The organism is Kitasatospora sp. NPDC043949 (assembly GCF_056435365.1).
This window is the reverse complement of sequence record NZ_JBWKEQ010000010.1, coordinates 104,084-126,921: the sequence shown is the minus strand read 5'-3', so window position 1 is coordinate 126,921 and position 22,838 is coordinate 104,084. Positions and strand designations below refer to the sequence as shown.

The window sequence follows — 22,838 nt, the reverse complement described above, 5'->3', positions numbered from 1 at the left end:
CCGGGGCGTGAGGCGCTGCCCGTAGACTTGGGGGTCGGCCCGCACGGTGCCGACCCAACTCCTCCAAGCCCACGGGACTGCGCTTCATGTCGCTCACGATCGGAATCGTCGGCCTGCCGAACGTCGGCAAGTCGACCCTGTTCAACGCCCTGACCAAGAACGACGTGCTGGCGGCCAACTACCCGTTCGCCACCATCGAGCCGAACGTCGGCGTCGTCGGCGTCCCGGACACGCGGCTGGCCAAGCTCGCCGAGATCTTCGGCTCCCAGCGGATCCTCCCGGCCACCGTCGACTTCGTCGACATCGCCGGCATCGTGCGCGGCGCCAGCGAGGGCGAGGGACTGGGCAACAAGTTCCTCGCCAACATCCGCGAGTCGGACGCGATCTGCCAGGTCGTGCGCGCCTTCACCGACCCGGACGTGGTGCACGTGGACGGCAAGGTGTCGCCCAAGGACGACATCGAGACCATCCACACCGAGCTGATCCTGGCCGACCTCCAGACCGTCGAGAAGGTCCTGCCGCGGCTCCAGAAGGAGGCGCGCCTGAAGAAGGAGACCGCCCCCGTGCTGGCCGCCGCCGAGGCCGCGCAGGCGGTCCTGGAGACCGGCAAGACCCTCTTCGAGGCCGGCTTCGACACCACCCCGATCCGCGACCTCCACCTGCTGACCGCGAAGCCCTTCCTCTACGTCTTCAACGTGGACGAGGCCGAGCTGGCCGACGAGGACTTCAAGAACGTCCAGCGCGAGCTGGTCGCCCCGGCCGAGGCGATCTTCCTCAACGCCAAGATCGAGTCCGAGCTGATCGAGCTCGACGACGCCGAGGCCCTGGAGCTGCTCCAGTCGATGGGCCAGGAGGAGCCCGGCCTCGCCACCCTCGCCCGGGTCGGCTTCGACACCCTCGGCCTGCAGACCTACCTCACCGCAGGCCCCAAGGAGACCCGCGCCTGGACCATCAAGAAGGGCGCCACCGCCCCCGAGGCCGCCGGAGTCATCCACACCGACTTCCAGAAGGGCTTCATCAAGGCCGAGGTGATCTCCTTCGCCGACCTGGTCGAGACCGGCTCCATCGCCGAGGCCCGCTCCAAGGGCAAGGCCCGCATCGAGGGCAAGGAATACATCATGCAGGACGGCGACGTGGTGGAGTTCCGCTTCAACGTGTAGCCGTCTGCTTGCCGCGAGTTGACCGGTTGGTCGAATGTGCGGACCGGAAGGGGCCGGGCTCTGTCGAGCCCGGCCCCTTCCGTGTCACCGTGCGGCTGCGCAGCAGGTAGGCGGTCTCCTTGAGGGGCTGGTAGTCCTCCAGTGAGACTGTGACCACCGGTTCGTGTCCGGCGCGAGTGATCACGATCTCCTCGCGGTCGTCCGTGACCGCGTTCAGTACCTCGGCGTAGTGCGCGCGGGAGTCCGAGTAGGTCGTCGTCTTCATGGCTCGACTCCTACGTCTGACTCGTGCGGTGACAAGGGTGACCGGGTCGCCGCCCCGGTCAGGGGCGGACGGTGACGGTCAGGGTGCCGTCCGGTGCGGTGGTCACGGTGATGTCGTCGAGGGTGTCGGCGTGGGCGTCCGGCCGGTGGGCGGCGGCGCGGGGGCCGATGCCGACGACGCGGATGCCGGCGGCGCGGGCGGCCGTGATGCCGGCGTCGGAGTCCTCGAAGGCGAGGCAGTCGGCGGGGGCGAAGCCGAGGGCGGCGGCGCCCTTGAGGAAGCCCTCCGGGTCGGGCTTGCTGGCGCCGACGGACTCGGCGGTCACCAGGACGGGCGGCATCGGCAGGCCGGCGGCGCCCATCCGGACCCGGGCGAGCGGTTCGTCGGCGGAGGTGACCAGGGCGTGCGGCAGGCCGTCCAGGGTGGCGAGGAAGGTGCCCGCGCCGGGGATCGGGACGACGCCGTCGGTGTCGGCGCGCTCGGCGGCGAGCATCCGCCGGTTGTCGGCGAGGTTGAGTTCCACCGGGCGGTCGGGCAGCAGTTCGGCCATCGTCGCGTGGCCCTGGCGGCCGTGGGCGACGGCCAGCACGGCGACGGGGTCGAGTCCGTGCTGCTCGGCCCAGCGGTGCCAGCAGCGCTCCACCACGGCGTCGGAGTTGACCAGGGTGCCGTCCATGTCCAGGAGGAGGGCGCGAGCGGTCAGCTGGAGGGGTGTGGCGGGCATGGGGCTGCTCCTCGGGCAAGGAAGGACGAGCTCTTTGTTCCCCGATGATACAAAAGATCAGCCGAGCAGGTGGGCGTTGACCGCGCGGGCCGCCTCGGCGAGCTCCGGCAGCTCCACCACCTCGACCCCGGCCGCCGCCAGCAGGGCCGTGCCCTGGCAGTCGGTGACGAACAGGTCCGGCTCGCGCCAGGCCACCACCACCCGCGGCACGCCCGCCGCGATCAGCAGCCGGGCGCACGGCGCCGGCCGCGAGGCGCGCTGTCCGCACGGTTCGAGCGAGCTGTAGACGGTCGCCCCGCGCAGCCGCGGGTCGCCGGTCGGCAGCTTGCCGAGGGCCGCCTCCTCGGCGTGGTCGTGCGCGTCGCCCTCCCGGCTGTAGCCCTCCGCCAGCACCTCGCCGTCGGCGCCGACGATCACCGCGCCGACCGAGAAGGCCGTCGCGGACGGCGGGCAGCGGCGGGAGAGTTCGACGGCCCGGCGCAGGTGGTCGAGGTCGGCGGTCACGGGACGGGCTCCGGTCACGGGGCGGGCTCCTTCGGGGCGTACCTGAGCAGGACGACGTCGTCCACCGTACGTGCCTCCAGCAGGCGCATCCGCCGGGCCGGGCCGCCCGGGAACGCGGCCGGGCGGACGAACCGCGGCGCCTCGGCCTGGCCGACCAGCAGCGGGGCGACCGCCAGCTGGAGCTCGTCCGCCAGGCCCTGGGCCAGGAACTGGGTGTGCACGCCGCCGCCGCCCTCGACCATCAGCCGGCGCACCCCGCGCGCGCCCAGGTCGTCCAGCACCGCGCCGAGGTCCACCGCGCCGCCGAGCGCGACCACCTCGGCCAGCCCGTCCAGGCGGGGCCGCAGCACGGTCGCGCCGGCGTCCGTGGTGTAGGCGAGCCGGGCGCCGCCGGTGTGCCAGAAGCGCAGGTCGGCGTCGAGCGCGCCGCTCGCGCTGAGCGTCACCTTCAGCGGGTACTCGGCGCGGCCGTCCGCGAGCCGGGCGGCCCGGCGTGCGGGGTCGTTGACCAGCAGGCGCGGATTGTCGGCGCGCAGCGTGTTGCCGCCGACCAGGACGGCGTCGGCGGCCGCGCGTTCGGCGTCGACCCGGTCGAAGTCGGCCCGGTTGGAGAGCAGCAGGCGGTCGGGGGAGGCGTCGTCGAGGTGGCCGTCGAGGGACATCGCGGCGCTCAGCAGGACGAAGGGGCGCTGGCCGGGCATGGGCGGGGGGACCGTTCTCTCGGGTGCGCCCCACGGTACGGCCGCCGGGGGTGGCGCGGTCGCGGGGTGATCGACAGGTGAGACAAATCTTCTCGGAATGCGGAATGTCCACTAGCGTCGAAGGCGTCGCGGAAACCGACCACTCCCCAGGGGGACACCATGACCGGACAGCAGCCCGCCACCGTCTACACCCACGGCTACCAGGAGGCCGTGCTGCGCTCGCACCGCTCCCGGACGGCGGCCGACTCGGCCGCCTACCTGCTGCCCGAACTGCGCCCCGGGCAGGCGCTGCTGGACATCGGCTGCGGGCCCGGCACGATCACCGCCGACCTGGCCGAGCTGGTCGGCCCGGGCGGTCGCGTGGTGGCCGTGGACACCTCCGCCGAGGTGCTGGAGCAGGCCGCCGCGTACGTGGCCGGCCGGGGCCTGTCCAACGTCGTGTTCGAGGTCGCCGATGTCCACGAACTGCCCTTTCGAGAGGGCGAGTTCGACGTGGTGCACGCTCACCAGGTGTTGCAGCACGTGGCCGACCCGGTGGCCGCGCTGCGCGAGATGCGCCGGGTCGCGGCGCCGGGCGGTGTGGTCGCGGCCCGGGACGTCGACTACGCGTCGATGACCTGGTTCCCCGAGGCGCCCGCGCTGGACCGCTGGCTGGAGCTGTACGAGCGGATCGCCTGCGCCAACGGCGGTGAGCCGGACGCCGGGCGGCGGCTGCTGTCCTGGGCGCGGGCGGCGGGCTTCACCGACATCGCCGCGACCGCCACCACCTGGACGTACGCGACGCCCGAGCAGCGCGCCTGGTGGGGCGGGATGTGGGCGGACCGGGTGACCGGCTCCGCCATCGGCCGGACGGCGGTGGAGCGGGGCTTCGCGGACCAGGCCGAACTGGCGCGCATCGCGGCCGGCTGGCAGGAGTGGAGCGCCGCCGGGGACGGCTGGTTCTCCATGCTGCACGGCGAGATCCTGGCGCGCGGCTGACCGGGGGCCGGGCCGGCGACGGGCCGAGGGCGAGGCCGGGCGGCGGGATGGGCGGCGGGGCGGGCGAAACGGTCGCGCGGGCGTTCGGAAAGATCGGGTAAAGTCGCGCGTCCGCTCGTACCGGGGCCGTTCGGGCCCGTCCGGCCCGTTGCTGGAGGGGGCGAGCCGACGAGTCGAGCTGCCGAGTCGATGCCCGTACCGGCGGGCCGGGGGAGTCCACGTGTCCAAGCCTGCGTCCGAACCGCCCGCGCCGGGGCCGGAGTCGCCCGCGGCCGATCCCCGCACACCGGCCCACGGGGCCGCGCCGGCGAAGCGGGCCGAGCGGGCGGGGCAGTCGGAGCGGGCGGACCAGCCGGACCAGCCGGAGCAGCAGGCGCAGGCCGGGCAGCCCGAGCCGGTCGCGGTACCCGGACAGCCCGGCCCCGCCGCCCCGTCCGCGCCCGCCCCGCCCCTCCCGCCCGCGCCCGCCAACCCGTGGGCCGCGCCCCTGCCGTCGCAGTCCCCGTCGCAGGCCCCGCCGCAGCCCCCGCCCCCGCCGCTGCCCGCCGGCGGCTGGGCGTCGGTGCCGCCCGCCGCGCAGTCCGGCCTCCAGCCCGGCTTCCCCTACCCCCGGCCCGCCCCCGTCACCAACGGCTTCGCGGTCGCCGCCCTGGTGACCGGCCTGGTCGTGGCGGCGCCGGTGGCCCTGGTGTTCGGCATCATCGCGCTGGTCCAGATCAACCGCCGCAAGGAGCGCGGCTTCGGCATGGCGGTGACCGGGCTGGTGCTCGGCGTGGTCGGCACGGTGCTGCTGTCGCTCGTCGTGGCCGGTTCGACCTTCGAGTCCCCCGATGGCGGCCGGTTCGGCCAGTCCACGAAGGCTCCGGCCGGGTCCGTCCCGTGGGCCGCGCTGAAGTCCGGGGACTGCTACAACACCCCCGACAACGGCAGCCGGGCCGACCCCGACGGCGGCGACGAGACGCTCTACTGGGTCCGCCGGGTGCCGTGCTCGGCCCCGCACCACGGCGAGGTGGCCGGCACCGCCCGGATCCCGGCGGGCGACGGCCCGTCCTACCCGGGCGAGGCGACGGTCCGCCTGCGGGCCGCCGAACTGTGCCGCACGGTGCTCGACGACTACGCCCTCGACCAGTGGGCGATCCCGGACGGCATGGACGACGTCTACCTCTACCCGACCCGGGGCAACTGGAGGTCCGGTGACCGCTACGTCACCTGCGCGTTCGAGGACCGCGACGGCGAGCACCTGGGGACGGTCCGCACCGACCGGGGCAGCCTGAACCCCGCCCAGCTGGCCTACCTGGAGGCCGTCCGGGGCTTCAACGACGCCTACGCGGAGCAGCCGAGCAAGGGCTTCGCGGACGCGTCGTCCGAGTACCGGACCTGGGCCCGGCGGATGTCCACCGCCTCCCACGCGGAGGCCGCGGCGCTGAACAAGGCGTCGGCGGCGTGGCCGGCCGAGGTCAAGCCGGCGGTCCGCAAGCTGGCGGCGGCCCAGGAGGCGGCCGCCACCGCCTGGGACGCGGCGGCCTCCGGCGACGACCTGGAGGGCGACGTCCGGCGGGCCCGGGCGCTGGTGACCAAGTCGGTGCCGCTCAGCATCGAGATCCGGCGCGGGCTCGGCCTGTCCACCGGCGAGCAGGTGCCCGACCTCCAGGTCTGAGCTGCCGACGGGTCCGGGCCGCCGGGCGCGGCCGGGTTACCCGCCGTTAACCGCACCCGTACCTCCCGGTAGCGAGCCGCCCGTAGCGTCGTGGGGGCGGATCCCCGGCCCGACCCCCACGCAGGCCGGGGATACGCTCCCCGCCATGAGCGCCTTTCGGGTGATGCGGCAGGACGACAACGGCAACCGCTTCCTGGTCGCGGCCGGGCTCGACCGCGTCGCGGCGGAGCGGCTGGCGGTCGAGTTCGAGGCCCGCGGCCACAAGCAGCTGTACTGGGTCGAGGCCGAGGCCGCCGCTGCGGACGGCGCGGGGCCGGACAGGACCTAAGGTCGGGCCCATGGACAAGGCGAGCGAGAACCCCGTCGAGCCCCGGATCGTCGTCGGCGGCGCCCTCATCCACGGGGGCCGGGTGCTCGCCGCCCGGCGCAGCGCGCCCGCGGCGGTGGCTGGGCGCTGGGAGTTCCCGGGCGGGAAGGCCGAACCCGGCGAGACCGAGGCGCAGGCGCTGGAGCGGGAGCTGCTGGAGGAGCTGGGTGTCCGGGCGCGGGCGCTGGAGCGGCTGCCGGGCGCGTGGAGCGTCCGGCCGGGTCTGGAGCTGCGCTTCTGGGCGGCCGAGCTGCTGGCCGGCGACCCCCGTCCGCTGGAGGACCACGACGAGCTGCGCTGGCTCGGTCCGGCCGAGCTGGACAGCGTCGACTGGATCGAGCACGACCGCGACGTCCTGCCGCACGTCGCCCGGTTGCTCCATGCATAGGGCGGCCTGAGCCGGTGTGCGACGCGCGGGGTACGGGGTAGGTCAATCAGACAAGACGACCCGGCGGCCGGGATAGCCTGGGTTCTGCTGGGTATGTCACTTTTCGGCACTATTCGTCACCATCGGTGAGCCGTCCCAGCCGGCGACGCCGATCCCGACCAGAGCCGGAGGCCCCGTCGGTGTCGAGTACCGGGAACGGCGGCGGAGGAGCACCGCGGACAGGCGCCGCGGGGAGCGCAGCCGCCCGCGCCCGGCTGCGCCGGGGCGCCCGGCCCGCCGCCCCGCAGCCACCGGCCGGCCGCCGTCGGCGGGACGCCGCCGATGCCCCCGAAGCCCCGCGGCCCGACCAGCCGGCGCCGACCCTGGCCGTCCCGGTCTCCGACCCGGGCCCCCAGCCCGGCCTGCGCAGCCGGCCCGCCCGGCCGTTCCCCGGTGGGCCGTCCGACGCCCCGTACGGCCCCGGCGGGCCGGCCGAGGGCAGCCTGCTCGACATGCTGAAGGTCGCCATCGCGATCCTGGACACCGCGGGCCGGGTGGTGCTCTGGAGCCCGGCCGCCGAGGAACTGCTCGGCTGGCCGAACGAGCTGCTGGTCGGCCGCCGGATCGACGAGCTGATCCCCGACCAGGAGCAGGTCGGCCGGATCCGGGCCGCGATCCAGGACACCCTGCGCCACGGCCGCTGGGCCGGCAACGCCGAACTGCGCGACCGGGACGGCGTGCCGATCGCGGTGGACGCCAGGATCTCCCTCCTGGTGGACGGCGACGGCACCCCGTTCCTCCAGGTCAACATGGCCGAGGCGGCCGCCGTCCGGGCCGTCGAGCGCGACCTCGCCGTCCGTGACGCGCTGTTCGAGCAGTCCCCGCTGGGCATCGCGATCATGGACACCGAGCTGCGCTACACCGCCGTCAACCAGACCCTGGCCGAGATGAACGGCGTCGCCCTGGCGGACCACGTCGGCCGGACCACCGGCGAGACCCTGCCCGAGCGGGCCGCCGACGAGGTCACCGCGATCCAGCGCCAGGTGCTGGCCACCGGCGAGCCGGTCATCGACGTCACCCTCGCCTCCCCGGTCACCGCCCGCTCCGGCTACCGCTCGATCTCCTACAGTCGGATGACCGACCGCTCCGGCCGGGTGCTCGGCATCTCCGGCACCGTGATGGACGTGACCGAGCGCTACCGCGCCGTCGCCAAGGTCGAGCACGCCCGGCGCCGGCTCTCGCTGCTCAACGAGTTCGGCTCCCGGGTCGGCGACCTGCTCGACGCCGCCCGGATCGCCCAGGAGCTCGCCAGCTCCGTCGTCCCCCGGCTCACCGACCACTCCGCGGTGATCCTGCTGCAGGCCGTCGCGCACGGTGACGACCTGCCCCGGCACGGCCACGACCGCCGCACCTCGCTGCTCCAGCTCGGCACCGCCTCCGTCCAGGACGGCCCCGAGGTCGAGGTGATGCTCCGCCGCGGCGCCCGGATCACCTTCGCCGAGGACTCCGCCTGCGGCCGGGTGCTGCGCACCGGCGTCCCCGAACTGCTCTCCGGCGCGGACCAGCTCGACGACGTGACGTACCCCGGCGACCCGAAGACGCAGGCCGCCCACGACCTGGGCGTGCACTCCATGCTGGTCGTCCCGCTGCGCGCCCGCGGCATCGTGATCGGTCTGCTGCTGGTCAGCCGGGGCGGCTACCGGGAGGGCTTCGACCGGGACGACCTGGCCTTCACCGTCGAGCTGGCTGACCGGGCCGGCAGCTCGCTGGACAACGCCCGGCTGTACGCCCGCGAGCGCACCGCCGCGCTCACCCTCCAGCGCACCCTGCTCCCGCAGCAGGTCCCGCAGCCCACCGGCGTCGAGGTCGCCTACCGGTACGTGCCCGGCAGCAGCGGCGCCGAGGTCGGCGGCGACTGGTTCGACGTCATCCCGCTGCCCGGCGACCGCACCGCGCTGGTGGTCGGCGACGTGATGGGCCACGGCCTGCGGGCCGCCGCCACCATGGGGCGGCTGCGCACCGCCGTCCGGGTGCTGGCCGCCCTCGACCTGCCGCCGGACGTCCTGCTGCGGCACGTCCACGAGCTGGCCGACGACCTGGCCCAGGGCCCGGACGAGGCGCTGCTCGCCACCTGCGTCTACGCGGTGTTCGACCCGGGGACGGCCAGACTGACCGTCGCCAAGGCCGGGCACATCCCGCCCGTCCTGGTGGTGCCGGGCGAGGAGGGCGGGGAGCCGACCCGGACCGGCGGCCCGCTGCGCGGCGGCGCCGGCCGGATCCTCGACCTGCCCTCCGGCGCCCCGCTCGGCGTCGGCGGCGTCCCGTTCGAATCCGTCGAGCTGAAGATCCCCGAGGGCAGCCTGCTCGCCCTCTGCACCGACGGCCTGGTCGAGTCCCGGGACAAGGACCTCGACGTCGGCCTCGGTCGGCTGGTCACCGTGCTCCAGGAGCCGCACGCCTCCATCCAGGCCGCCTGCGAGGCCGTGCTCGACACCATGGAGCAGGGCCGCGAGCCGGACGACGTCGCGCTGCTGCTGGCCCGGCTCGGCCACGGCCAGGCCGGTACCCCGACGGCCGGCTGGACCCTGCCCGCCGAGCCCACCGCCGTCTCCCGGGCCCGCCGGCTGGTCCGCTCCACGCTCGCCGAGTGGGGCGTCGAGGAGCTCACCGACACCGCGGAGCTGCTGGTCAGCGAGCTGGTCACGAACGCCGTCCGGTACGCCAGCGCCCCCATCGGCGTGCGGCTGACGCTCGGCGAGACGCTGCTGGTCGAGATCTCCGACCCGCTGCCCGAGCCGCCCCGGGAGCGGCACGCGGCCGAGGCCGACGAGGGCGGCCGGGGCCTGGAACTGGTCCGCCGCCTGGCGCTGCACTGGGGTGCCCGGGCCGAGGGCATCGGCAAGGTGGTCTGGTTCGAGCAGGCGCTGCCGGGTAGTGAGCCCGAGGAGTCATAGGGAGCGCAGCGGGTCGGGGGCGCGAGCCCGAGCGGGGGCGAGGAGGGCGGGACCGCATATGCCAGCAGGTGGCCGGGGGGAGCGCGCAGCCCGGAAGGGGGCGCGGACGTGGCATTGTGGTTGCGCGGGCGGTAGGACAAAAACCTTCGCCCGATCTGATGTTGTGATGTTGAGGGCGTGTGAACGTACCCCTCGATGATGAATACTCGGTCTTCTCGACATCCGGACGGTCGCGGGTTGGAGGGGTCGGTCCGTTGAACAGCACCCCGGCGCGGAACGCGCCGAGCAGCAGCGGTCATGCTGTCGTGCCCGGGCAGGCCGGTTCACCGCACCTGCCCGCGCCGGCGGACCCGCCCGGCGCCGGCCCCGTGGGCCTCGGTCACCACCCCGGGGCCGCGGACCAGCCGCGGGGCGCGGGCGGCCCCGGGTCGATCTACGACTACATCCGGGTCGCCACCTTCACCATCGGCCCCGACGGCCGGATCAGCCAGTGGAGCGAGCGCGCCGCCGAGTTCTTCGGCGTCCCCGCCCCCGACGCCGTCGGCGCCGACCCGATCACCACCTTCGTCCCCCGCGAGCTCTGGCAGCGCGGACGCGCCCGGCTGGAACGCGCCCTGGCCGGCGAGGAGTGGGTCGGCACCACCCCCTACCGGGACGCCGTCGGCGGCGAGGGCCTCGCCGAGCTCTACCTGATGCCCGACAGCGCCCTGCCCACCGCCGGCGCCACCTGCCTGGCCGTCGACCTCGGGCGGCTGCGCCGGGTCGAGACCGACCTCGCCGCCTCCGAGGCCGTCTTCGGGCAGACGCCCACCGGCTTCATCCTGTTCGACGACCGGCTGCGCCTCCAGCGGGTCAACGACGCCTTCGCCTCCGGCATGGGCCTGGCCCCCACCGACCTCGAAGGCCTCACCCCGCACGACCTCTTCCCGCCGTCCGAGGCCGACCGCCTCACCGCCGCCCTGCGCAAGGTCCTCGCCACCGGCGAGCCCGTCTTCGACCTGCGTTTCCACGGCGCCGTCCCCACCCGCGAGGGCAACCGGCTCTGGGCCGTCTCGCTGTACCGCCTCAACGGCGCGGCCGGACAGCCGATCGGCGTCGCCGGGCAGGTCTCCGACGTCACCAGCCGGCACGTCGCCGAGCGCGAGGCCGACGGCGTCCGCCGCAACCTCGCCCTGCTCAACGAGGCCAGCGCGCACATCGGCTCCACCCTCGACCTGGAGACCACCGCCAAGGAACTGCTCGACGTCGTCGTCCCGCCGTTCTGCGACCTCGCCACCGTCGACCTGTACACCGCGCTGCTCTCCGGCGAGACCGTGCCCAGCGCCGGCCGGCTCGGCGACACCGTGCTCACCGACGGCAGCGGCGAACTGCGCCGGGTCGCCGTCTCCAGCGTCATCGGCGGCGCCTCCTCGGTGCTCGGCTCGGTCACCGGCCTGCCCATCGCCGAGGCCGGCGGCACCCTCTGTTACCCGCGACGCTCCCCGCACGCCCGGGCGCTGCGCACCGGCCGCAGCGTCGTCCCCGAGCCCGGGCCCGACCCGCTGCTGCGCTCCACCCTGATCGTCCCGCTGGTCGCCCGCGACCAGGTGCTCGGCCTCGTCCAGCTCTCCCGCGCGATCGGCAGCGAGCCCTTCGACGCCCGCGACGTCGCCATCGCCGAGGAACTCGTCGCCCGCGCCGCCGTCTGCATCGACAACGCCCGGCTCTACCGCCGCGAGCACGAGCGCGCCCTGATCCTCCAGCGCAGCCTGCTGCCCCCGGGCAACCCGGCCGCCAGCGGCCTGGAGATCGCCTGCCGCTACCTGCCCAGCAACAACAACACCGAGGTCGGCGGAGACTGGTTCGACGTCATCCCGCTGCCCGGCAACCGCACCGCCCTGGTCATCGGCGACGTGATGGGGCGCGGCCTGCGCGCCGCCGTCGCCATGGGCCAGCTGCGCACCGCCGTCCGCACCCTCGCCATGCTCGACCTGGAGCCCGGCGAGGTGCTCACCGCCCTCGACGAGATCGCCCGCGGCCTCGGCGGCGACACCGTGCCGGCCGGCCCGCCCACCCCGTACGGCCGGCTCACCTCCGCCGCCGACGAGGAGGCCCGCGAGGTCTACCTGGCCACCTGCGTCTACGCGGTCTACGACGCCGTCACCCGGCGCTGCTGGATCGCCAACGCCGGCCACCTGCCGCCCGTCCTGCTCAGCCCCGGCGAGCCCGCCCGGATGCTCGACGTCCCGCCCGGCCTGCCGCTCGGCGTCGGCGGCGAGCCCTTCGAGGAGGTCGAGCTGACCCTCCCGGACGGCGCCATCCTCGGCCTCTACACGGACGGCCTGGTGGAGAGCCGCAAGCACCAGCTGGACGAGGGCCTGCGCGGCTTCCGCACCGCGCTGTCGGCCAAGGGCAAGGGCCTCGAAGAACTCTGCGAGCACGTCCTCGGCGAGCTCAACCCGCACCACGGCGAGGACGACATCGCCCTGCTGATGGCCAAGGTGCACGCCTTCCCCGAGGACGCCGTCGGCAACTGGTTCCTGCCGCCCGAGCCCACCTCCGTCGCCAAGGCCCGCGAGCTGGCCTGCAGCTGGCTGCTGACCCGCGGCCTGGAGGAGCTCGTGGACACCACCGAGCTGCTGGTCAGCGAACTGGTCACCAACGCGCTCAAGCACGGCCGGGGCGAGATCCGGCTGCGGCTGCTGCGCGATCGCGGCCTGGTCTGCGAGGTCTGGGACGACGGCTACGCCCAGCCCCGGCAGCGGCGCGCCCAGGAGACCGACGAGGGCGGGCGCGGCCTGCAACTGGTCAGCCTGCTGGCCGAGCGCTGGGGCAGCCGGCGGACGCCCAAGGGCAAGATCGTCTGGTTCGAGCTGGGCCTCTAGGCCGGTCGCGGTTCGGCCGTCCGGGTGCAGTCGGCGGGCGGTTCGCCGTGTCGGCCCGGGCCCGGGCGCCCGGACGGCGTTCCATGGCCGCCATGCGCGTCCGCCAGCTCACCTCCGCAGCCGTCGCGCTGCTGCTCGCCGCCGGCCTCGGCGGCTGCTCCGACGGCCCGGATCCGGCCCGTACCCCCGACCCCGCGCCGGCCTCGGCCGACCCCACCTCCGGCACCGGGGACGTCCGGGCCGCGGACCGCACCGCCGTCCGGGGCGGCGGCAGGCTGCGCTGGGCCGTGGACGGAGTCCCGGCCACGCTCAACGTCTACCAGGGTGACGCGACCGCCGACTCGGCACTGCTCGCGCACGCCCTCTACCCCTCGCTGTTCCGGCCCGACGGGCACGGCCGGCTCGTCCCCGACCCGGACTACCTGGCCGGCGCCGAGTCCACCCCGCCCGGGCAGCAGCCGCAGGTCGTCACCTACCGGCTCAACCCGCGCGCGGTCTGGAGCGACGGCACCCCGCTCACGGCCGCCGACCTGACCGCCCAGCGGGCCGCCCTCTCCGGCCTCGACCCGACCTATCAGGGCGGACGCCCGGCCGGGTACGACGCCATCGACGCGATCGCCCAGGGCGCCGACCCGCACGAAGTCCGGGTGACCTTCCGGCGCCCGTACGCCGAATGGCGCTCGCTGTTCGGCCCGCTCTACCCGGCGGCCGAGACGGCCACCCCGGCCGCGTTCAACCGGGCGCTGACCGGCGGAGAGCACCTGAGCGCCGGGCCGTACACCGTCTCCGGGTACGACCCCGCGGGCGGGCAGGTCGTCCTCGCCCGCAACCCGCGGTGGTGGGGGGACCAGCCGAAGACCGACCGGATCGAGTTCATCGCCGCGCCGCCGGAGGGCCGGCTGGACGCGCTCGACCAGAACCGGCTGGACATCGCCCCGCTCACCGCGGCGGTGGACCAGGCGGTGCCCGCGCCCGCCCCGGCCGCCTCCGCCACGCCCACCGCCTCCGCCACACCGACCGCCACCCCGGGCGCCTCCGATACGCCGACCGCCGAGGCGGCGCCCCCGCCCGCCGCACCCGAGGCCGCGGCGCTGGCCCTGCGGCGGGCCGAGGGACTGCACGGCGTCATCGTGCACCGGGCCGTCGGCGCCTCGCTCACCCAGCTCACCCTCAACTCCGCCCACGGCCCGCTCGCCGACCCGGCCCTGCGGCTCGCCCTGACCCGCGCCGTCGACCGGCGGCGGATCGCCGACGCCGCGCTCACCCCGCTCGGCCTGCCCGGCGCCCCGCTGGGCAGCCACCTGCTCGCCGGCGACCAGGACGGCTACCGCGACAACAGTGCGGCCGCCGGCCCGGCCGACGCCGCCCGGCTGTTCGACGAGGCGGGCTGGAAGCGGCCCGACACCGGCGGCACCCGCACCAAGGACGACAAGGAGCTCACCCTCACCCTGCTCGTCCCGGCCGGCTCCGCGACCGCCAAGCGGACCGCCGACGCGCTCACCGCCGACCTCGGCGAGTCCGGTGTCGAGGTGAAGGCCGTGACCGCGTCCGCCGACACCTTCGTCCAGGACCAGCTGGCCGCCGGGGAGTACGACCTCGCCCTGTTCTCCTGGCCCGCCGGCACCAGCCCGGCGAGCGAGCAGCGGCCCGTCTACGCCAAGCCCCGGCCCGACGCCGACGGCACCCTCGACCCCGGCAGCAACTACGCCCGCAGCGGAACCGAGGAGATCGACCGGCTCTTCGACCGCGCCACCGCCGAGCTCGACCCGGCCGCCCGGCTCCGCCTGCTCCAGGAGGCGGACGTGCGGATCTGGCAGCTCGGCCACTCGGTGCCGCTCTACCAGCGGCCCGAGCTGGTCGGCGTCCGGGCGGGCGTCGCGGGCGCCGGGGTCTGGGGGTACGGCTGGCCGCGCTTCCAGGACGTGGGGTGGAGCGCTTGAGCCCGTTCCCCGGGCCCGCCGGAGCCGGTCGGGGAGCGAACAGCGGGTGACGAACGGGTGGCCTGCCTGTGATCTTGATCCCGCCCGACCTGCCCGTTTCTGCTCACCTGGGCGCTTCCCCGTACGATAGGAGGAAGCCGGGGCATGTCCGTTGCCACGGCGGGTGGACCGGTAGTAGCAGGCGGAACGGGCGGCGGCGATCCAGCAGGGATCGCTGGTCGGCGTCTCGCGGCCGGGCGCCGTAACCCACGATTCCAGGAGAATCAGCTAGGCATGCCCACGCGCAACGACATCCGCAACGTCGCTATCGTCGCCCACGTCGACCACGGCAAGACCACTCTGGTCGACGCCATGCTGAAGCAGGCCGGCGCCTTCGCCGCCCACCAGCACCTGGACGACCGGATGATGGACTCCAACGACCTGGAGCGCGAGAAGGGCATCACCATTCTCGCGAAGAACACCGCCGTCAAGTACCACCCGAAGGATGGTGGCGCGCCCATCACCATCAACATCATCGACACCCCGGGCCACGCCGACTTCGGTGGCGAGGTCGAGCGCGGTCTGTCGATGGTGGACGCGGTCGTCCTGCTGGTCGACGCCTCCGAGGGCCCGCTGCCGCAGACGCGCTTCGTGCTCCGCAAGGCGCTCACCGCCCGGCTGCCCGTCATCCTCTGCATCAACAAGACGGACCGCCCGGACTCCCGGATCGACGAGGTCATCAACGAGACCTACGACCTGTTCCTGGACCTGGACGCCGACGAGGACCAGATCGAGTTCCCGATCGTCTACGCCTGTGCCCGTGACGGCGTCGCCTCGCTGACCAAGCCGGAGAACGGCACCGTCCCGGCCGACAGCACCAGCCTGGAGCCGTTCTTCTCCACCCTGCTGGAGCACGTCCCGGCCCCGACGTACGAGGCTGACGCGCCGCTCCAGGCCCACGTCACCAACCTCGACGCCGACAACTTCCTCGGCCGCATCGCGCTGCTGCGCGTCGAGCAGGGCGAGCTGCGCAAGGGCCAGACCGTGGCCTGGATCAAGCGCGACGGCACCATCTCCAGCGTCCGCATCTCCGAGCTGCTGATGACCGAGGCGCTCACCCGCAAGCCGGCCGAGGTGGCGGGCCCGGGTGACATCTGCGCCGTCGCCGGCATCTCCGAGATCATGATCGGCGAGACCCTCGCCGACCCGGAGAACCCGATCGCGCTGCCGCTGATCACGGTGGACGAGCCGGCCATCTCGATGACCATCGGCACCAACACCTCGCCGCTGGTCGGCCGTGGCGGCAGCGGCAAGGGCGCGGACGCGAAGTCCAGCGGCAAGGTGGACCGCAAGGTCACCGCCCGCCAGGTGAAGGACCGCCTGGACCGTGAGCTGATCGGTAACGTCTCGCTGCGCGTCCTGGAGACCGAGCGCCCGGACGCCTGGGAGGTGCAGGGCCGCGGTGAGCTGGCGCTGGCCATCCTGATCGAGACCATGCGCCGCGAGGGCTTCGAGCTGACCGTCGGCAAGCCGCAGGTCGTCACCAAGCAGGTCAACGGCAAGACCCACGAGCCGGTCGAGCGCCTCACGGTGGACGTGCCGGAGGAGCACATGGGCGCGGTCACGCAGCTCATGGGCGTCCGCAAGGGCCGGATGGACAACATGTCCAACCACGGCTCGGGCTGGGTCCGGATGGAGTTCGTCGTCCCGTCCCGCGGTCTGATCGGCTTCCGGACCGAGTTCCTCACCAGCACCCGCGGCACCGGCATCGCGCACTCGATCCACGAGGGCCACGAGCCGTGGTTCGGCACCCTGACCACCCGCAACAACGGTTCGCTGGTCGCCGACCGGTCCGGCGTGGTCACCGCCTTCGCGATGACCAACCTCCAGGAGCGCGGCGTGCTCTTCTGCGAGCCGGGCACCGAGGTGTACGAGGGCATGATCGTCGGCGAGAACTCGCGCGCCGACGACATGGACGTCAACATCACCAAGGAGAAGAAGCTCACCAACATGCGTTCCTCGAACGCAGACGTGGCCGAGTCGATCGTCCCGCCGCGCAAGCTCTCGCTGGAGCAGTCGCTGGAGTTCTGCCGCGAGGACGAGTGCATCGAGGTGACCCCGGAGACGGTTCGCATCCGTAAGGTCGTCCTCGACGCGAAGGACCGCGGCCGCACCGCCTCGCGCGCCAAGAAGGCGTGATCCGGACGGCTTGACCGGCCTTTGGCCGGAATGCTTCGCCCCCCTTTCCCATGGAGAGGGGGGCGAACTTTTTCAACTACTCCAAGTTGTCGACGGGCGTATTAACGGAATAGCGCTCATCACTCCCAGGTGTCCGCTGAGCGAACGTGACAGTTCGTCATTCATGACGACTGTCCGTTTGGTGCCTGTCTGGCTATGTCTCTTATGTCCGGTTTTCGAAACTTACCGACTGTTCATGTGACCTAATTGAGATCGTCACTGGTCACTTTCGTGTCCGTGCGTGACGGATAGTGGGTGCAGTCAGGCTCGGGTCAAGGGTGACGCGCAGGGGTGCGCGCCGAAACCACGAGCGCGGACGGCACAGCGGGCCAGGTAACACCCGTCCGCAGTGCCCTCCTCGTTGCAACGTCGAATTCAGGAGGCACACCGATGCGTGGTGGGAGCCAGGCCAAGTGGGTTGTCGCAGCTGTTGCGGTCGCCCTCGCCGCGACTGCTTGTAGCAGTGGCGGTTCCACCGGTGGGAGCAGCTCCGATGGCGCTGCGGTCAACGCCCAGGGCGTGTTCAGCTACCAGAGCGGCGAGCCGCAGCGTCCGCTGCAGCCGGCCAACGCCATGGAGAACCAGGGCGGCCGCATCGTCAAGCAGCTCTTCCAGGGCCTCGTCGACTACGACCCCGCCACTGGCGCCCTGCGTAACCAGGTGGCCGACAAGATCGAGACCACTGACGCCAAGAACTACACCGTCACGCTGAAGTCCGGTTGGACCTTCCACGACGGCACCCCGGTGACGGCCAAGTCCTTCGTGGACTCCTGGAACTGGTCGGCGAACACCAAGAACAACCAGATCAACTCGGACTGGTTCTCCGACATCGTCGGCTACGAGGCCGTTCACCCGGAGAAGGGTGACCCGACCGCCGACACCATGTCCGGTCTGAAGGTCGTCGACGACACGCACTTCACCATCGAGCTGACCAGCCCGGTCTCGTACTTCACGTACAAGCTCGGCTACTCGGCCTTCTACCCGCTGCCGACCGGGTTCTTCTCCGACCCGGCGGGCTACGGCCAGAAGCCGGTCGGCAACGGCCCGTACAAGTTCGTGTCGTGGGAGCACAACAAGGCCATCACCCTGGCCGCCTACGACAAGTACGCGGGCGTCAACAAGGCCAAGAACGGCGGCATCGTCTTCCGGAACTACACCTCCGGTGAGGCCGCGTACAAGGACCTGATGTCGGACACCCTCGACGTCCTGGACCAGGTCGACTCGACCGACCTGCCCAAGTACAAGGACGACCTGGGCAAGCGCGCGGTCGACCAGCCGCAGGGCGCCATCCAGAACATCTCCTTCGCGCTGTACAACGCCGACTGGAGCGCTCCGGAGAAGGCCAAGGTCCGCCAGGGCCTGTCGATGGCCATCGACCGTGACACCATCACCAAGACCGTGCTGAACGGCACGCGTCAGCCCGCCGACGCGTTCGTGGCGCCCGGCGTCATGGGCTTCAAGGCCGGCAGCTGCGGCGACGCCTGCAAGTACGACCCGGCGAAGGCCAAGCAGCTCATCGCCGAGGGCAACGGTGTCCCCGGTAACAAGATCACCATCCTGTACAACTCCGATGGCGGTCACAAGGAGTGGGTCGACGCGGTCTGCAACTCGATCCGCCAGGCCACCGGCGTCGAGTGCCTCGGTGACCCGAAGCCGGACTTCAAGACCTCGCGCGACCTGGTGACCAAGCGTCAGGTGTCGAGCATGATGCGTACCGGCTGGGTGCAGGACTACCCGCTGAACGCGAACTTCCTGCGCGACGTCTACGGCACCGGTGCCGCCGCGAACGACGCCGGCTACTCCAGCCCGGAGTTCGACAAGCTCTCCAAGGAGGCCGACGCGGCCACCTCGGTCGAGAAGACCGCGGAGCTCTACCAGCAGGCCGAGGCCGTCCTGGCCAAGGACATGCCGGCCATCCCGCTCTGGTACTACAAGACCAGCTCCGGCTGGTCCAACAACGTCCAGAACGTGAAGTTCGACTCCTTCGGCAACCCGGTCTACACCGACGTCGAGGTCAAGAAGAAGTAATCGGTCGGCACCGCCTGACCCGGTGACAACGGCCGGTGCCCGTCCATCCCCACAAGGGCGAGGACTGGCACCGGCCGTTGGCACGCCGACTTATCTCTGGCCGGGATGACGGGCCCGGCAGAGTCATACATGGAGGCACGATGGGGCGCTTTGTCGCGAGGCGACTGCTCCAGATGATCCCGGTCTTCTTCGGAACGACCTTGCTCATCTTTGTCATGGTGCACATGCTGCCGGGTGACCCGGTGGCCGCGATGTGGGGCGACAAGGCGCCGGACCCGGCCCAGCTCGCCGCGCTGACCCACCAGATGGGCTTCGACAAGCCGTGGTACGAGCAGTACTTCGATTACATGGGGAAACTGCTCACCGGTGACTTCGGAACCACCCTGGCCGGACGGCCGGTGCTCGACGTGATCACCGAGGCGCTGCCGGTCACGGTCCGGCTGGCGCTGCTGGCCTTCATCATCGAGATCGTGCTGGGCGTCTCTGTCGGCCTGTTCGCCGGTCTGCGCCGCGGCAAGGCGTTCGACAAGGGCACCCTGGTCATGACCCTGCTGCTGATCTCGATCCCGGTTCCGGTGCTCGGCTTCATCTTCCAGACGATCTTCGCGGACGACCTGAAGTGGGTCACGCCGACCGTCCAGGACTCGAACGACATCACCCAGCTGATGCTGCCGGCCATCGTGCTCGGCTCGCTGTCGCTGGCGTACGTGGCGCGCCTCACCCGTACTTCCATAGCCGAGAACATCAAGGCCGACTACGTCCGCACCGCGGTGGCCAAGGGCCTGCCGCGGCGCAAGGTGATCGGCACCCACCTGCTCCGCAACTCGATGATCCCGGTGGTCACCTTCCTCGGCACCGACCTCGGCGCCCTGATGGGCGGCGCGATCGTCACCGAGGGCATCTTCAACGTCAAGGGTGTCGGTAACGCGCTCTTCCACGCGATCAACCTGAAGGAGGGCACGACGGTCTCCGGCTTCGTGGCCTTCCTGGTGCTCGTGTACCTGGCCGCCGGCCTGATCGTCGACCTGCTTTACGCGGTCCTGGACCCGAGGATCCGTTATGCCTGACCTGACCGAGAAGAAGACGGCCGAGGAGATCCCGGCCCAGCGTGCCGCCGACACCGCGGCGGCCAAGCCCGAGAAGGCCCGCAGCCTCGGCTCCGACGCCTGGCACGACCTGCGCCGCAAGCCGATCTTCGTGATCTCCGCGCTGCTGATCCTGCTGCTGATCGTCATCGCGATCGCCCCCGGGCTGTTCACTTCGGCGGACCCGCGCGCCGGCGACCTGCGCGCGCACTACCTGACGAAGCCGAACTACAGCCACTTCTTCCAGGCCGACTGGTTCGGCTACGACCTCCAGGGCCGCAGCATCTACGCCCGGGTGATCTACGGGGCCCGTGCCTCGGTCGTCGTCGGCATCTGCGTCACCGCGGGTGTGACCATCCTCGGCAGCATCACCGGCATGCTGGCCGGCTACTTCGGTGGCTGGGTCGACACGCTCATCTCCCGGGTCACCGACATCTTCTTCGGCATCCCGCTGCTGCTCGGCGCCCTGGTGATCCTCAACGCCTTCACCTCGCGCACCATCTGGAGCGTGGTGTTCGCACTGGTCGCCCTGGGCTGGACCCAGATGACCCGTGTCATGCGTGGTTCGGTCATCACCATCAAGCAGTCCGACTTCGTGACGGCGGCCAAGGCGCTCGGCGCCGGCACCAGCCGGATCCTGTGGAAGCACATCCTGCCGAACGCGGTCGCCCCGGTGATCGTCGTCGCCACCATCGCGCTCGGCGGCTACATCGCCACCGAGGCGACGCTGAGCTTCCTCGGCATCGGTCTGCAGGACCCGACCATCTCCTGGGGCATCGACATCAACACCGCCCAGAAGGTGATCCGGACCGCTCCGTTCGCCCTGTTCTTCCCCGCCGGAATGCTGAGCCTCACGGTTCTGGCCTTCATCATGCTCGGCGACGCGGTGCGCGACGCCCTCGACCCGAAGCTCCGCTGAGAGAAGAGGTGACGACCCGATGACCACCGTGATCGAGAACAACAACCAGAAGAGCGGCCGACTCGAAGTTGGCACCCCGCTGCTGGAGGTCAAGAACCTCCACGTGGAGTTCCACACCCGGGACGGCATCGCGAAGGCCGTGAACGGCGTCAACTACTCCGTCGCGGCGGGCGAGACGCTCGCCGTGCTCGGAGAGTCCGGCTCCGGCAAGTCCGTGACCGCCCAGACCATCATGGGCATCCTGGACATGCCGCCCGGCAAGGTGACGCAGGGCGAGATCCTGTACCGCGGCCAGGACATGCTCAAGATGGGCAACGAGGAGCGGCGCAGGATCCGCGGCCAGAAGATCGCGATGATCTTCCAGGACGCGCTGTCCTCGCTCAACCCCGTGCTCAGCGTGGGCTACCAGCTCGGCGAGATGTTCCGGGTGCACCAGGGCGCTTCCAAGAAGGACGCCAAGGAGAAGGCCATCGAGCTGATGGACCGGGTGCGCATCCCGGCCGCCAGGCAGCGCGTCGGCGACTACCCGCACCAGTTCTCCGGCGGCATGCGCCAGCGCATCATGATCGCCATGGCGCTCTCCATGCAGCCCGACCTGATCATCGCGGACGAGCCCACCACCGCCCTGGACGTCACCGTCCAGGCGCAGGTGATGGACCTGCTCGCGGAGCTCCAGGCCGAGTACAACATGGGCCTGATCCTGATCACCCACGACCTCGGCGTGGTCGCCGACGTCGCGGACAAGATCGCCGTGATGTACGCCGGCCGGATCGTCGAGACCGCCCCGGTGCACGACCTGTACGCCAACCCGGCGCACCCGTACACCAAGGGCCTGCTCCGCTCCATCCCGCGCCTGGACCAGAAGGGCCAGGAGCTGTACGCGATCAAGGGCCTGCCCCCGAACCTGCTGAAGGTCCCGGCCGGCTGCGCGTTCAACCCCCGCTGTGACGTCGCCACCGACCTGTGCCGCACGGAGATCCCGGCGCTGCACCAGGTGACCGACAAGGACGGCAAGGAGCTCACCGGCCGCCGCAGCGCGTGCCACCTCTGGAAGGAGACCCTCCATGGCTGAGCCCATCCTGGAGGTCAGGGACCTGGTCAAGCACTACCCGCTGAACCAGGGCATCCTCTTCAAGAAGCAGGTCGGCGCGGTCAAGGCGGTCGACGGCATCTCCTTCGCGCTGGCGAAGGGCGAGACGCTCGGCATCGTCGGCGAGTCCGGCTGTGGCAAGTCCACGCTGGCCAAGGTGCTGATGAACCTGGAGCGGGCGACCTCCGGCCAGGTGCTGTTCAAGGGCGAGGACATCTCCAAGCTGTCCGGCCAGGCCCTCAAGGCCGTCCGCCGGAACATCCAGATGGTGTTCCAGGACCCGTACACCTCGCTGAACCCGCGCATGACGGTCGGCGACATCATCGGGGAGCCCTTCGAGATCCACCCCGAGGTGGCGCCCAAGGGCGACCGCCGCAAGGCCGTCCAGGACCTGCTGGACGTCGTGGGTCTGAACCCGGAGTACATCAACCGGTACCCGCACCAGTTCTCCGGCGGCCAGCGCCAGCGCATCGGCATCGCCCGCGGTCTCGCGCTCAAGCCCGAGATCATCATCTGCGACGAGCCGGTCTCCGCCCTGGACGTGTCCGTCCAGGCGCAGGTGATCAACCTGCTGGAGAAGCTGCAGGGCGACTTCGGCCTGTCGTACATGTTCATCGCGCACGACCTCTCCATCGTCCGGCACATCTCCGACCGCGTCGGCGTGATGTACCTCGGCAAGATGGTCGAGATCGGCACCGACGAGCAGATCTACGACAACGCCACCCACCCGTACACCCAGGCGCTGCTCTCCGCGGTGCCGGTGCCGGACCCGACGGCGCGCGAGAACCGCGATCGGATCATCCTGACCGGTGACATCCCCTCGCCGGCCAACCCGCCGTCCGGCTGCCGCTTCCGCACCCGCTGCTGGAAGGCGGAGGACCGTTGCGCCGAGGAGATCCCGCTGCTCGCGGTGCCCTCGGTGCTGAAGGGCCCGGCCGCGCACGAGTCGGCCTGTCACTTCGCCGAGGTCCGGGAGCCGGCCGCCGCCTGACTCCCTGTGGCATCCCCGGAAGGGCCC

The 22,838-nt window shown here is 72.2% G+C and carries 16 protein-coding genes and 1 pseudogene; 14 read left to right on the top strand and 3 right to left on the bottom strand.

The window, feature by feature from the left end; genetic code table 11:
- Positions 1–86: 86 nt before the first annotated feature.
- On the top strand, positions 87–1,160 hold the full coding sequence (gene ychF / locus AC07AL_RS11170; protein WP_363621373.1) for a redox-regulated ATPase YchF: 1,074 nt from the start codon (positions 87–89) through the stop codon (positions 1,158–1,160).
- Here ychF and AC07AL_RS11165 read toward each other — a convergent pair.
- From AC07AL_RS11165 to AC07AL_RS11155, 3 genes and pseudogenes are all read right to left on the bottom strand, one after another.
- On the bottom strand, positions 1,150–1,425 hold the full coding sequence (locus AC07AL_RS11165; protein ID WP_478317347.1) for a type II toxin-antitoxin system Phd/YefM family antitoxin: 276 nt from the start codon (positions 1,423–1,425) through the stop codon (positions 1,150–1,152). The genes ychF and AC07AL_RS11165 overlap by 11 nt on opposite strands.
- A 58-nt stretch (positions 1,426–1,483) precedes the next feature.
- Positions 1,484–2,149 (bottom strand): HAD-IA family hydrolase, encoded by a 666-nt coding sequence (locus AC07AL_RS11160; protein WP_478317346.1) that lies wholly within the window; start codon positions 2,147–2,149, stop codon positions 1,484–1,486.
- A 57-nt stretch (positions 2,150–2,206) separates the two neighbouring features.
- Positions 2,207–3,354, bottom strand: a pseudogene (locus tag AC07AL_RS11155) (dihydrofolate reductase family protein).
- 159 nt (positions 3,355–3,513) lie between these two features.
- Between AC07AL_RS11155 and AC07AL_RS11150 the strand changes: the two are divergent.
- From AC07AL_RS11150 to AC07AL_RS11090, 13 genes are all read left to right on the top strand, one after another.
- Positions 3,514–4,332 (top strand): methyltransferase domain-containing protein, encoded by an 819-nt coding sequence (locus AC07AL_RS11150; protein WP_478317345.1) that lies wholly within the window; start codon positions 3,514–3,516, stop codon positions 4,330–4,332.
- Between the two features lie 220 nt (positions 4,333–4,552).
- Positions 4,553–5,989, top strand: coding sequence for a DUF4190 domain-containing protein (locus AC07AL_RS11145; protein ID WP_478317344.1), 1,437 nt, complete (start codon positions 4,553–4,555; stop codon positions 5,987–5,989).
- 145 nt (positions 5,990–6,134) lie between these two features.
- The gene (locus AC07AL_RS11140; protein WP_363585430.1) at positions 6,135–6,317 is read left to right on the top strand and encodes an SPOR domain-containing protein; all 183 of its coding nucleotides are present in this window, start codon (positions 6,135–6,137) and stop codon (positions 6,315–6,317) included.
- A gap of 10 nt (positions 6,318–6,327) precedes the next feature.
- Complete coding sequence (locus AC07AL_RS11135) at positions 6,328–6,744, top strand: NUDIX domain-containing protein (protein WP_363585429.1); 417 nt, start codon at positions 6,328–6,330, stop codon at positions 6,742–6,744.
- A gap of 179 nt (positions 6,745–6,923) precedes the next feature.
- Positions 6,924–9,677 carry a SpoIIE family protein phosphatase gene (locus tag AC07AL_RS11130; protein WP_363585428.1) on the top strand — a complete coding sequence of 918 codons (2,754 nt, stop codon included), beginning with the start codon at positions 6,924–6,926 and terminating at the stop codon, positions 9,675–9,677.
- Positions 9,678–9,931: 254 nt separating this feature from the next.
- The gene (locus AC07AL_RS11125; RefSeq protein ID WP_478317343.1) at positions 9,932–12,541 is read left to right on the top strand and encodes a SpoIIE family protein phosphatase; all 2,610 of its coding nucleotides are present in this window, start codon (positions 9,932–9,934) and stop codon (positions 12,539–12,541) included.
- Between the two features lie 92 nt (positions 12,542–12,633).
- Positions 12,634–14,481 (top strand): ABC transporter family substrate-binding protein, encoded by a 1,848-nt coding sequence (locus AC07AL_RS11120; protein ID WP_400809828.1) that lies wholly within the window; start codon positions 12,634–12,636, stop codon positions 14,479–14,481.
- 273 nt (positions 14,482–14,754) lie between these two features.
- Positions 14,755–16,659 carry a translational GTPase TypA gene (gene typA, locus AC07AL_RS11115; protein ID WP_063347962.1) on the top strand — a complete coding sequence of 635 codons (1,905 nt, stop codon included), beginning with the start codon at positions 14,755–14,757 and terminating at the stop codon, positions 16,657–16,659.
- 429 nt (positions 16,660–17,088) lie between these two features.
- A complete protein-coding gene (locus AC07AL_RS11110) occupies positions 17,089–18,726 on the top strand; it encodes a peptide ABC transporter substrate-binding protein (RefSeq protein WP_478317342.1) in 1,638 nt (545 codons plus the stop codon).
- 140 nt (positions 18,727–18,866) lie between these two features.
- Positions 18,867–19,793: an ABC transporter permease gene (locus tag AC07AL_RS11105; RefSeq protein ID WP_478317341.1), complete on the top strand. Its 927-nt coding sequence runs from the start codon at positions 18,867–18,869 to the stop codon at positions 19,791–19,793.
- Entirely contained in the window at positions 19,786–20,730 is a 945-nt protein-coding gene (locus AC07AL_RS11100; RefSeq protein WP_478317340.1) for an ABC transporter permease, read from the top strand. The genes AC07AL_RS11105 and AC07AL_RS11100 overlap by 8 nt, the downstream gene beginning before the upstream one ends.
- A gap of 19 nt (positions 20,731–20,749) precedes the next feature.
- Positions 20,750–21,802 carry an ABC transporter ATP-binding protein gene (locus tag AC07AL_RS11095; protein ID WP_478317339.1) on the top strand — a complete coding sequence of 351 codons (1,053 nt, stop codon included), beginning with the start codon at positions 20,750–20,752 and terminating at the stop codon, positions 21,800–21,802.
- The gene (locus AC07AL_RS11090) at positions 21,795–22,811 is read left to right on the top strand and encodes an ABC transporter ATP-binding protein (protein ID WP_478317338.1); all 1,017 of its coding nucleotides are present in this window, start codon (positions 21,795–21,797) and stop codon (positions 22,809–22,811) included. The genes AC07AL_RS11095 and AC07AL_RS11090 overlap by 8 nt, the downstream gene beginning before the upstream one ends.
- The last annotated feature ends 27 nt before the right edge of the window (positions 22,812–22,838 follow it).